Here is an 11,867-nt window from a genome sequence, read left to right as displayed (position 1 = left end):
CCTCCCGCCCTTCACTCGTGAGACCGCGGCCCAGAAGGTGCAGGCCGCCGAGGATGCCTGGAACACCCGCGATCCGCAGCGGGTGGCGCTCGCCTACTCGGAGGACTCCGTCTGGCGCAACCGCGCCACCTTCGTCACCGGCCGCGCCGAGATCGTCGAGTTCCTCACCGCGAAGTGGGCCCGCGAGCACGAGTACGCGCTGCGCAAGGACCTGTGGGCCTTCGACGGCAACCGCATCGCCGTCCGCTTCCAGTACGAGTGCCGGGACGCCGACGGGCAGTGGTGGCGGTCGTACGGCAACGAGCTGTGGGAGTTCGACGAGCACGGCCTGATGACCCGGCGCGAGGCCAGCATCAACGACGTTGCCATCGAGGAGAAGGACCGGCGCGTCTTCGGTACCCGACCGGAGTCCGAGCGCGGCCGGTCATTCCCGCTCCAGTAGGCCCTTGATCCCGTGGTCCTCGCAGGCCGGACAGTTAGGGTTCCCGGATGACCGAGCCCGACGGAAAACCCTTCCTCTACGTCGTCGTCTGCGCCGCCGGGATCGCCGCTGACGTCGGCCAACTGATCGCCGCCGCCAAGGAGTTGGACTGGGAGGTCGGGGTGATCGCGACCCCGGTCGCCGCGTCCGGTTTCTTCGACATCGCCGCCGTCGAGGCACAGACCGGCCGCCCCATCCGGTCGGCCTGGCGCGTGCCGGGCGACCCGCGCCCTTTTCCGGCCCCGGACGCCGTGGTCGTCGCGCCCGCCACCTTCAACACCATCAACAAGTGGGCGGCCGGTACGGCGGACACCCTCGCCCTCGGCACCTTGTGCGAGGCGTACGGCCTGGGTGTCCCGACCGTCGTACTCCCTTGTGTGGCCGACGCGTTGGCGGCCCACCCCGCCTACCAGGAGAGCCTGATACGGCTGCGCGGGATGGGCGTCCGGTTCGGGGACCCGTACTCCGGCGAGGACCAACTGGACGGAGGGCGGCCGGAGTTCGGCTGGGAAAGGGCGCTGGACCTGCTCTAGCCGCAGGTCACGGTCGGTCCCGCCAGCATGCCCCCGGTGTACAGCGCCTGGCCCTGCGGCATCCAGTAGCCCAGCTTCGAAACCACCGTGGAACAACGGGACTTGAGGGCGACCCGGACCACCACTGTGTCCGGGTGGCCCGGCTGGAGATCGGTGAGCGCGCAGTCCAGGGCGTGCGGAAGCCGGTCCTGTGCCGGGTGGCGGCCGACCAGCGGGTTGACGCAGCGCGGGTCGGACGTGGTCAGCTCCGCGCCCGTACCCTCCTCCGCGATGAGCCCGAAGCGTGCGCTGCCGTCGCCCTCGTCGCTGTGCCGGTGGACCGTGTACGTCAGCGTGGTCACCGAGTCGGGCCGCAGCGTGCTCCGGTCGACCTCGATGCCGTGCGTGATTTTCGGCTTGGGCGCGGTCAGGGTCAGCGTGGCGTGGACGGTTCCCCGCAGGTCCACGCCCTCGGGCGCGGAGCGGACGCGCACGCCGGCCGTGAAGTCGTACGTCCCCGGGCCCGGATACTGGCCCGACCCCGGCAACGTGCCGGACGCGGCCGTCCCGCCGTCACGCTCGGCGGTCCAGGTGCCCGAGGTGCGGCACGTGTACCGGACGGCCGACCTGAGCTGTCCGCAGGTCGCGGGAGCCGAGACCGCCATGGTCGGGGTGCCACTGCCCGCGCAGAGGCTGACGACGGCATGCTGGCCGTGCGCGCCGTGCAGGGTGCCCGCGGGCGCGCACAGGGTCGACGGCGGCTCGGGCGGGGACGGCGCCGGGTCCGTGCCGCCCCACGCGGGCGACACCAGGGCCAGCGGCAGCACGGCCGCCCCCAGCAGAGTCCTCAATCTGGTCGAACGTCTCGGCACCGCGTTCCTCCCGTACGGCCACGACCGGCCGGGTGCCGGTCGCCTGCGCCGAGGATGCGGGACCCTGGCCGCCGCCCGGTCGCCCCACGCCGGGCGGGCGAGGGCGGGTCACACCAACGCCGGACGCCCGTGAGCGGCGCGGCGTCGCTCGCGACTCCGGGGCCCTCGTCGGTCGGCCGGGGACGGCCGTGCGACGCCGCGTTGCGCCTGGCTCCGGACCCACGCCCGGCGGCCAGAGGCGGTCACGCCTCGCCCGGTCGCCCGTCAGTGCCCCAGCAGCGCGCGCAGCTCCGGCTGCAACCGCTCTCCATGCGCCGCTACGAGGTCGTCGCACAGGTCCCAGATCCGCTCGACCGGCAGGGCCGCCGCCGTCGCCGGGTCGGCCATCGCCGCGTGCCGGATGTGGCGCGGGTCGCCGTCCGTGGCCGCGCGGACCACCAGGTCGGTGACGGAGACGTAGGCGCTGTTGAGGGCCGCGCACTGCGGGGGCAGGGTGCCGACCCGGGTCGGCTGGACGCCCGACGCGTCGACCAGGCACGGGACTTCGACGACCGAGTCGGCGGGGAGGTTGTCGATGAGGCCGCGGTTGGGGACGTTGCCGTAGACCGTGCGGGGCGTGCCGGTGACGATGCTGTGGATGATCTGCGGGGCGTACTCCAGCGTGCCCTCGACGGGGAGCGGGATGCCGGAGGCGAGGGCGTCGCGGGTGCGTTCGTAGCTCGCGGTGTTCTCCTCGATGATCTCCAGGTACGCGCCGACCGGCAGCCGTAGCCGCTCGATCTCCTCGGGGTGGTGCAGATACCAGGGCACGTACTCGGCGGAGTGCTCGCTGGTCTCGGTGGGGTAGTGGCCGAGGCGGCGGTACATGTCGACGCGGACCCGGCGCAGGAGTTCGGGGTCCTTCGCGATCGTCTCGTCGAGGAGCGGGTAGAGGCTCTGCCCGGCCCGCTCGAAACGCAGGACCCAGGCCTGGTGGTTGACCCCGGCGGCCAGGTAGGAGACCTCTTCGAAGGGGACGCCGACAAGCTGGGACAGGTCGTGCATCGTCCAGTACACCGAGTGGCACAGGCCGGTCGCCCTGAGGGCGGGGGCGGTGCGGCTCAGGTAGAGGAGGTTCATCGCCATCGGGTTGGTGTAGTTCAACAGGTGGGCGTCCGGGCAGAGTTCGGCCATGTCCTCGGCGAGTGACCTGAGGACCGGGAAGGTGCGCAGCGCGCGGAAGATGCCGCCGATGCCGAGGGTGTCGGCGATCGTCTGGCGCAGGCCGTAGCGGGCCGGGACCGCGAAGTCGGTGCGGGTGGCCTCGTTCATGCCGACCTGGACGATGTTGACGACGAAGTCGGCGTCCGCGAGGGCCGATCGGCGGTCGAGGTGCGCGGTGATCTCCGGCTCGGCGCCGCGTACTCGGGCGATGTGGCGGGCCGCGCCCTCCGCCGTCGCGAGCCGTTCCGGGTCGATGTCGTGCAACGCGATCCGGGCGCGGGCGAGTTCGGGGAACGCGAACAGGTCGGCGAGCAGGCCCTGCGTGAACACCACACTGCCGGCGCCCACGAAGGCGATCCTGACGTCGGTCATCTGGCTCCTCTGAAGGTGTGTCAAGTAGCTTGCGTGGCTCATCCCTTGAGACCGCTCGACGTCAGCGACTGGATGAACGTCTTCTGCGTCAGCAGGAACGCCACCAGCACCGGCACCACCGTGATGACGTTGCCCGCCATCACCGCCGACCACTTGGTGTGGTGCTGTCCCTGAAAGGTCGTCAGGCCCAGCTGGAGCGTGTACTGGGTGTCGTGGTTGATCGCGATCAGCGGCCACGACAGGTCGTTCCACGTCGACAGGAACGTCAGCACGGCGACCGTGGCGAGCGCCGGCCGGGCCAGCGGCATCACGATCGAGAACAGCACCCGCAGCCGCGAACACCCGTCGATCCAGGCCGCCTCCTCCATCTCCCTCGGCAGCGCGAGGAAGAACTGCCGGAACAGGAACACCGCGAACGGCGTCACCAACGACGGCAGGATCAGCGCGCCCAACGTGTCGATCAGCCCGAACCACTTCATCACCAGGAACGTCGGGATCATCGTCAGCTGGAACGGCACGACCATCGTCGCCAGCATCAGCCCCAACAGCACCCGCGAGCCGGCGAACCGCATCCGCGCGAACGCGTACCCGCCGAGCGACCCCAGCAGCAGATTCGACACCACCGCCACCGACGCCACGATCAGCGAGTTGGCGAACCAGCGCGGGAACAACGCGTTGCCCAGCACATAGCGATAGCCGCCGAGGTCAATTCCCTTGGGCCACAAGGCGGGTGGGAAGCGGTTGATCTCCGCGTTCGTCATCACCGAGCTGAGCAGCAGCCACCCGAACGGCAGCGCGAAGCACAACGCCAGCGGCGCCAGCACCAGATGCCACGCACTCACCCGCCGCGCACTCATCGCACACCCCCGTCCGTACGGCCCTGCCGCCGCCGTACGACCCGCAGCGCGCCGCCCGCCACCAGCAGCGCGACGGCGAGGACGTACGCCGACGCGGCGCCGTAGCCTGCGGTGAACATCTGGAAGGCCTGCTGCCAGACGAAGTACACGATCACCGTGGTCGAACCCAACGGGCCGCCCTTCGTCGTCACGTAGATCAGGTCGAAGACCTGGAGCGAGGTGATGAACTGCCACAGCAGCAGGAACACCGTGACCGGCGTGAGCGCGGGCAGCGTCACATGGCGCAGCACCTGCGCCCGGCCGGCGCCGTCGATGCGGGCCGCCTCGACGAGTTCGGGCGGCACGTCCTGGAGCGCGGCCAGGTACACCACCACACAGAAGCCGACCCCGCTCCACAGCGAGATCAGCACCAGCAGGTACAGCGCCTGGTCCGGGTCGGCGAGGAACCCCTGTGCGGAGATGCCGAGGTGGTGCAGCAGCGCGTTGGCGACGCCGAACTCCGGGTCGAGGATGAACGAGAACAGCACGCCCTGCGCGGTCGCCGATACCACGAACGGGATGAACACCAGCGTGCGGTACAGGCCGATGAGCCGGATCCGGCGGTTGAGGGCCAACGCCAGCGCGAGTCCGCCGACCAGGCTGAGCGGCACGTACAGGGCCGCGTACAGCAGCGTGTTGCCCACCGCCGTACGGAAGTTGGGGTCCTGGGCGAGGGCCCGGTAGTTGTCGAGGCCGACCCAGCGGCCGGGTGTGACCAGATCGTCGGCGCGGAACGACAGGAGCAGCGACCAGACGACGGGCACGACACTCAGCCCGAGGATCACCACGACCGACGGACCGATGAACGCCCAGGCGGTGGACCGCTCTTGACGGGCGCGACGGCGAGCGGCGCGGCGGGCGGCCTGAGCGGTGGCCGCGGATTGCGCGGGGAGGGTGAGGGCGCGGGGCAGTGTGGACATCGGGGTCTCCCGGAAGGGGGAAGTCACCTGGGGATCAGCAGGGCCGCGTCGGCCTTGTCGGCGCACGAACGGAGCGCCTTCTCGGGGGAGTCCCGGCCGAGCAGCACGGAGACGATGGCCTCGCCCAACGCCTGCGAGATCTGCGGATACGCGGCGTGGACGGGCCGCACGCGGGCCGAGCGCAGGCTGTCGGTGAAGACGTCGAGTCCGACCGTACGGGCGCTGTGCTCCCGCCACTCCGGCCGTGCCGCGGTCCCCGTGCTCAGCGGCAGCCCACCCGCCGAGATGTCCCAACGGACGTCGTGGACGGGCGAGTTCATCCACTGCACGAACTCCACGGCCGCCCGGGAACGGGCCGAACCGTTGTCGAAGACCGTCCACGTGTCGGGCCCCGAGATGGTGACCGCGTGCCCGCTGTACGTCGGCAGCGGCACGACCCCGTAGTCGATCTTCGCGGTGATGATGTCGGGCAACTGCCAGGGACCGGTGGCGACCATGGCCATCCGGCTGTTGAGGAACACCTGGTAGAGCTGTTCGCTGCCGGGCTTGGTGTCGAGGTACGCGCTTTTGTCGTGGCCGAGTCGGGCGAGGGTCCGGAGTGCTCGTACGCCCTGGTCGGCGAAGCCGATGTGCTTGCCGTCCGGGGCGACGACCTCGCCGCCGAGATCCCACAGCATCGGCCACAGCCGCCACACCGTGTCCTCGTCGCCGACAGCCGGCCAGCCGGTGCCGAAGACGCCCCGGTCGTGGTCGGTCAACTGCCGTGCCGTGTCGGTGAATTGCTCCCATTTCCAGCCCGGTTTCGGGTAGTCGAGCCCGGCCTGCCGGAACAGTTTCTTGTTGTAGACGACGGCCAGCGAGTCGAGCACCGCGGGCGCGGCCCGCACCCGGCCGTTGACGGTGACCGCGTCCCGTACCGGCTTCCAGAACGTGGCCCACGGCGTCGGCCCGTTGCGCATCGCCGACGTCAGGTCGACGACCCGGGGGCTGCGCGCCACGCTCGCCAGGTCCGAGCCGAAGATGTAGGCGATGTCCGGGTAGGAGCCGGCGGCCAGCGCGGCGGTCACCTTCTGGAGCATCGCGTCGGCCAACACCCCACCGCCGCCCGGGTCCACGCGGATCGTGGGGTGGGTCCGGTTGAACTCGGCGACCAGCGCCTCCACCGCCTTGCGGCCCGTGTCGACCTGCCCGTGCCACAGCTCCACGGTCACCCGCCCGTCCGCACCGACCCCGTCCGAGGAACCGCCCGCACAACCACTCGCGGCCCCGATCGCGGCCGCCCCGAGCAGCAGCCCACGGCGTGACATTCCCTTCGTCATGACGGCCTCCTCACCGCACCTTGCGGACGTAGTCGGCACTGCCGGGCGTCGACACGTCCACGTCCCGGCGCACGATGCTCAGTCGCCCGGCGAAGCCCGAACGGGCCTTGCGCAGACCGGAGTCGGAGTACTCGATGACGATGACCCGGTCGTCGAAGGCCTTCGCGTACTCCCCGCACTCGTCGTACTCGGCGCACTCCTCCGCGATCGCGAAGTCGAGACCGAGCTTCTTCCTGAGCCCCGCCAACTCCACGGTGTTCTTCTGGGCGATGGCCAGGTACCGGGCGTGCGCGTGCCGGGAGAGCAGGCTGATGAAGGCGGTCGCGTCGTTCGCCGTCAGGAGGCCGTGGGAGCGCGTGTAGCTGTCGTAGTTGTCCGGCTCGACCGCGTCGAAGCCCTTGGCCGCGCAGCCGTCGATCCACCGGTTCACCCGCGCCGCCACCCGTGCCCGCTTCGCCGCCGTACCGATGTCGAGCAGCGCCTCGCCCCAGTCCTCGTCGACGACCACCTTGCCGTCCGCGTCCCGCAGCAGCAGGTCGGCGGGCCAGGAGGCGCGCTCGTCCGGCTGGGCCTGGAAGGCGTTGACGTAGCAGATGTTGTAGAGGCCGGGCGCGGGCGACGCCGAACGGTCGCGGCTGACGATCCGGACGCCGGACGGCGGGGGATAGGCGCCGCCGATCTGGTAGTCGAAGTCGGCGTGCGGCGGCGGGAGTTGGACCGTGCCGGGCGCCGGAAGCGAGGCGCTCGCGGGCGGGGCGGGGCGTTTCGACGGTGTGGGGCTCTTCGACGGTGTGGAGCTTCTCGACGGTGCCGCGCGGGACGGGCTCTCCGACGGCGCCGCGCGCGACGGCTGTTCCGGCGCCGAGCTGTTCGAGGTTCCGCACGAGGTCAGGACCGCCGCGGCCGCGACGGCGCCGCTCAGGACCGCGGCCGTCCCGAGACCTCCGACGCGGGAGACACCCTTGACGGGCATGTCCGCTCCATCAATCGCGGGTACGACCCCGCCTCGGACCGGATGGAGCCGCGGTCCTGGCGACTGTGGCCGGGCTTGGAACCTGTCCGCTACCGGCTGGGCGCACCTCTGCGTACCGCGCCGCACGCGCGGGCACGTCCAGGATCAAAGCGCCCGGCCGGGCCGGCCGTCAAGGGTGCGCACATATCCGCGACTTCGAGTACTCACGAAGTCGTACGCTCCGAAGCGGTACCGAACTCGAAGGCAGGAGCAGCAACGATGCAGTACGTGAAGCTCGGTTCGACCGGCCTGGACGTCTCGCGGATCTCTCTGGGCTGCATGACCTACGGCCTCCCGGACCGCGGCACCCACGAGTGGACCCTCGACGACGAGGCCTCGCGCCCGCTGATCCGGCAGGCGCTGGAGGCCGGGATCAACTTCCTCGACACGGCGAACGTGTACTCCGACGGCACCAGCGAGGAGATCACCGGCAGGGCGCTGCGCGACTTCGCTCGCCGTGACGAGGTCGTCCTCGCCACCAAGGTGCACGGCAGGACGCGTCCCGGGCCCAACGGCGCCGGACTCTCCCGCAAGGCCATCATGTCCGAGATCGACCACAGCCTCGAACGGCTCGGCACCGACTACGTCGACCTCTACCAGATCCACCGCGCCGACCCGCACACCCCGATCGAGGAGACGATGGAGGCGCTGCACGACCTCGTGAAGGCGGGCAAGGTCCGCTACATCGGGGCGAGTTCGATGTACGCGTGGCAGTTCGCCAAGCACCAGCACATCGCCGAGCGGCACGGCTGGACCAAGTTCGTCTCCATGCAGAACCACTACAACCTCCTCTACCGCGAGGAGGAGCGCGAGATGCTGCCGCTCTGCGCGGACCAGGGCGTTGGTGTACTGCCCTGGAGCCCGCTGGCGCGCGGCCGTCTCACCCGGGACTGGGGCACCGTCACCGAGCGCAGCAGCACCGACAACTTCGGCAACCGCCTCTACCAGGACGGCGACCGCGCCATCGTCGAGGCGGTCACCCGCATCGCCGGCGACCGGGGCGTCCCGCGTGCCCAAGTCGCCCTCGCCTGGCTGCTGCACCAGAACACGGTGGCCGCGCCGATCGTCGGCGCGGCCAAGCCGCAGCACATCGAGGACGCCGTGGCGGCCGTCGAACTGGAGCTGAGCGACAAGGAGTTGGAGGAGCTGGAGCAGCCCTACACTCCGCACGCGATCAGCGGCCACTCCTGACACAGGCCAACAGGGCTTGCTCCAGGCATTCTTGACGAACCGTCAGTGCGGGCCGTGCGGTGCGAACTCCGTGCCGCACGGCCCCGCTCCGGCGCTCTCCGCCAGCGGCACCCGTTCACCGCTCATCGAGATCGTGCGGTAGAAACTCCCGATACGGTCGGCCGAGCGGCCCACGTAGTGCCCGATGAACGAACGGCGGAAGCGGTCCGCGCTCCGATTGGGCTGGGAGCCGTGCACCAGGCTGCCGTTGAAGAACAGGACGTCCCCGGGCGCCATGTCGACCGGCACGGGCGTGAGCCCCGGCGGCGGTGGCACGTACTCGCGCGCGAAGGACACCCCCGCGTCCGCCTCCTCCGGACAGAACACGTCCATGCGGTGGGTGCCGGGCACGACCTCCAGGCCGCCGTTGTCCCGGTCGATCTCGTCGCAGGCGATCCACGCGGCCACACACGTGCCCGGCTCGGCCCGCAGATAGAAGTTGTCCTGGTGCAGCGCCTGGCCGCGCGCTCCCGGCGGCTTGAAGTAGAACATGCTCTGCGCGGCCAGCACTTCCTCGCCGAACAGGATCTCCAGGACGCTCCGCAGACGCGGCTCCAGGAGGAAACGCAGGGCGAGCCGGCTGATCTCGTGGGGGTGCATCACCCTCGGGTGGGTCCGGAGGGGATCGTCGGAGACGCGCGGTTCGAAGTGCCCAGGCACCGGACCGGCCGCGTGCAGCGCCGTGAACTCCGCACAGAGCCGGTCGATTTCGTCGTACCTGAACAATCCGCGCGCGACCGTGAACCCGTCCTCCTCGAACGCGCCGATGTCCGTGGCCGTCATACAGACCTCCTCGGTGTCATGTCACACCACAGTGTCAGGAGGCCGGGCGTGTGCCTATTGGTTGGTCGTGAACTCTGTCATCGGTGAGGCCGCGGAAGTCGGCAACTCCCGTGACACCAGTGGCTCGTCCGGCAATGGGCCGGGCAGCCGGAAGATGACCTGGGAAAACCGGAAGAAGGGCAGTCCCCGTGTCCGGCGTGCGGGGTGCGCCGGGCGGCCTCCGGTCAATGGTTTCGGGATTTCCCGTGTGGATACGGTGGCAATCTCATAACGGTCCTGATTGACGAATCGTCAAAATGTGGGGACCGGACCGCAATGCACAAAACCGCGGAAGACCTTGTTCCGCCTCGCTGACCTGTGCAAAGGTGTGCCTGTCGGCGCGCGGGCACATAGATGATTCCCCTCCGCGCGTTCGAGGCCGCTCCTGCACGTCACCCCCTTTGCTTCAAAAGAGCTGCCCCAGGCGGACGTTCGGGATGCCATCAATCGGACGGGTGGACTTTGTCGACCTGTCGACGGGGTCGCATACCCGCCGGTATGGGCCGAATTCCGCGTTTCACCTGGAGGAATGCAGCCGTGAAGGACGCAGGTCCCTCGAATTCCCCGACTTCCGCTCACCACTTCGAAGTGACCGACGAGCAGCTCAGCGCCGAGCTGAAGAAGTGGACGGGGACGACGCCCGCGCTGCAACCCGTCGGCGAACTGCTGGACCGGCACTGGGAAGCGGCCTTCGCCTATGCGCGGCTGTGCACCGACGGCCCGCACCACGCCGGAATGCTCACCACGGCCGCTTTCACCCGGCTCTTCGGGGAATCCCTGCGGCAGTCGGGACCGACCGCGGCCTGGCGCCCCCAGGTGCTGGTCACCGTCCGCCGTATCGCCGCGGAATGGGTCGCCGACCACCGGCAGGAAATGCTGCACCCCGATCTGCGCTGGGCGAGCGGCGACGGCGACCGCGGCACGGCCCGGATGCTGCCCGTGCCCGAACGGCGGCTGCTCTCCCGGGCGTTCCAGCGGCTGCCCCAGTCGGCCCGCACGGTGCTGTGGCACATCGAGGTCGAGTCCGAACCCGTCTCGATACCCGCCGGACTGCTGGGCCTGGACGAGGAGGGCGCCGACATCGAACTCGGGCGCGCCCGCGGCCGGTTGCGCGAGGAGTGCCTCCAGGTCCACCGCGAACTCGCCCAGGACGACGAGTGCATGCGCTACATCCGGCTGCTGGACGTCACCTTCCGGCGCGGCGGTGCGGAGGTCGACCCGGACCTCGCCATGCACCTGAGTATCTGCAAGCACTGCCGGTACACCGCCGACCAGTTGAACCAGTTCAACGCGGGGCTCGGCATCGCGCTGGCCGAAGCGGTGCTCGGCTGGGGTGCGCGGGCCTATCTGGAGGTCAGGGCCGGCAGCCGCGCGCTGCCCGCCGAGGTGTCGTCCGCCTCGACCGGACTCACGGTGGAACCCGGCCCGCGGCGCGGCGAACTCAGATCGGCCCACAAGGCGGCCCGGCGCGTCCGCCGCCGCAACCTGGCCGTGGCCGTGCTGACCGTGAGCGGACTGGTCGTCCTCCCGCTCGTCCTGTGGTCGATCGGCGGCTCCGGCGGCGACAAGACCACCACGGAGAACCAGGCCGCCGGCGCCGCCGGCACGGGCAAGGAATCCGCCGACCCCTCCTGGGCCAGCAAGAACGACTCCACCCAGGGCACGCTCAGCGGCCGGCTGCACAACGTCGAGTCCGGCCTGTGCATCGGCGTCGCCGGCAACAAGCCCCTCAAGGGCAACGAGGCCGAACTGCAGGCCTGCTCCTCGGCGGCCGGCCAGCAGTGGTCGTACGAGACGGACGGCCGGCTGCGCAGCACCGCCGACCCCGGCCTCTGCCTCGACTCGCACCTCGCCTTCGAGGTACAGCTCGCCCCCTGCACCGGCACGTCCTCGGCGACCGCGAAGAACATCCGCTACGACTTCACCCTCCAGGGCATCCTCGTGCCGCGCTGGAACCAGGACCTGGCCCTCACCCCCGCCTCCACCGACGGCGGCGGCGCGCTCGTCCTGAAGAACCGGGCGGACGGCTCGGCACAGCGCTGGGTCTTCGACACGTCGAAGGCCGACCCGCAGATGCAGGTCGTCAACTGGGACACCGACAGCACCGGCTCGCCGACCCCCACGACGAAGAAGGCCGCCCCGACACCCTCGAAGACGCCGACGGCCACGCCCACCCCGACGCCGAGCGCGTCGACCCCGCAGTCCACGCCGCCGACCTCGGCCCCGAC

The 11,867-nt window shown here is 70.5% G+C and carries 11 protein-coding genes; 4 read left to right on the top strand and 7 right to left on the bottom strand.

Annotation, left to right across the window (positions count from 1 at the left end; translation table 11 throughout):
* Window positions 1-442: nuclear transport factor 2 family protein (locus tag AC31A1_RS35205; RefSeq protein ID WP_489657208.1), on the top strand; the 442-nt coding region annotated here is incomplete at its 5' end.
* A 47-nt stretch (window positions 443-489) separates the two neighbouring features.
* Window positions 490-1,014, top strand: a complete 525-nt coding sequence (locus tag AC31A1_RS35200) for a flavoprotein (protein WP_489657207.1) — start codon at window positions 490-492, stop codon at window positions 1,012-1,014.
* Here AC31A1_RS35200 and AC31A1_RS35195 read toward each other — a convergent pair.
* From AC31A1_RS35195 to AC31A1_RS35170, 6 genes are all read right to left on the bottom strand, one after another.
* Entirely contained in the window at window positions 1,011-1,844 is an 834-nt protein-coding gene (locus AC31A1_RS35195) for a hypothetical protein (RefSeq protein WP_489657206.1), read from the bottom strand. The two genes, AC31A1_RS35200 and AC31A1_RS35195, sit on opposite strands and share 4 nt — an antisense overlap.
* 285 nt (window positions 1,845-2,129) lie before the next feature.
* On the bottom strand, window positions 2,130-3,440 hold the full coding sequence (locus AC31A1_RS35190; protein ID WP_489657205.1) for an alpha-glucosidase/alpha-galactosidase: 1,311 nt from the start codon (window positions 3,438-3,440) through the stop codon (window positions 2,130-2,132).
* A 38-nt stretch (window positions 3,441-3,478) separates the two neighbouring features.
* Window positions 3,479-4,297 (bottom strand): carbohydrate ABC transporter permease, encoded by an 819-nt coding sequence (locus AC31A1_RS35185; protein ID WP_489657204.1) that lies wholly within the window; start codon window positions 4,295-4,297, stop codon window positions 3,479-3,481.
* A complete protein-coding gene (locus AC31A1_RS35180) occupies window positions 4,294-5,256 on the bottom strand; it encodes a carbohydrate ABC transporter permease (RefSeq protein ID WP_489657203.1) in 963 nt (320 codons plus the stop codon). Before AC31A1_RS35180 ends, AC31A1_RS35185 begins: the two co-directional genes overlap by 4 nt.
* A 23-nt stretch (window positions 5,257-5,279) precedes the next feature.
* A complete protein-coding gene (locus tag AC31A1_RS35175; protein ID WP_489657202.1) occupies window positions 5,280-6,575 on the bottom strand; it encodes an ABC transporter substrate-binding protein in 1,296 nt (431 codons plus the stop codon).
* A gap of 10 nt (window positions 6,576-6,585) precedes the next feature.
* Window positions 6,586-7,548: an endo alpha-1,4 polygalactosaminidase gene (locus AC31A1_RS35170; protein WP_489657201.1), complete on the bottom strand. Its 963-nt coding sequence runs from the start codon at window positions 7,546-7,548 to the stop codon at window positions 6,586-6,588.
* A gap of 258 nt (window positions 7,549-7,806) precedes the next feature.
* Here AC31A1_RS35170 and AC31A1_RS35165 point away from each other — a divergent pair, with 258 nt between their 5' ends.
* On the top strand, window positions 7,807-8,778 hold the full coding sequence (locus tag AC31A1_RS35165) for an aldo/keto reductase (protein ID WP_489657200.1): 972 nt from the start codon (window positions 7,807-7,809) through the stop codon (window positions 8,776-8,778).
* Between the two features lie 42 nt (window positions 8,779-8,820).
* On the opposite strand, the gene AC31A1_RS35160 is transcribed toward AC31A1_RS35165, so the two are convergent.
* Window positions 8,821-9,600, bottom strand: coding sequence for a phytanoyl-CoA dioxygenase family protein (locus AC31A1_RS35160; RefSeq protein ID WP_489657199.1), 780 nt, complete (start codon window positions 9,598-9,600; stop codon window positions 8,821-8,823).
* 576 nt (window positions 9,601-10,176) lie between these two features.
* Between AC31A1_RS35160 and AC31A1_RS35155 the strand changes: the two genes are divergently transcribed.
* On the top strand, window positions 10,177-11,867 hold a 1,691-nt coding region (locus AC31A1_RS35155; RefSeq protein ID WP_489657198.1), incomplete at its 3' end, for a ricin-type beta-trefoil lectin domain protein.

Source organism: Streptomyces sp. P5F9, from assembly GCF_057961495.1.
This window is presented reverse-complemented; position numbering and strand designations above follow the sequence as displayed.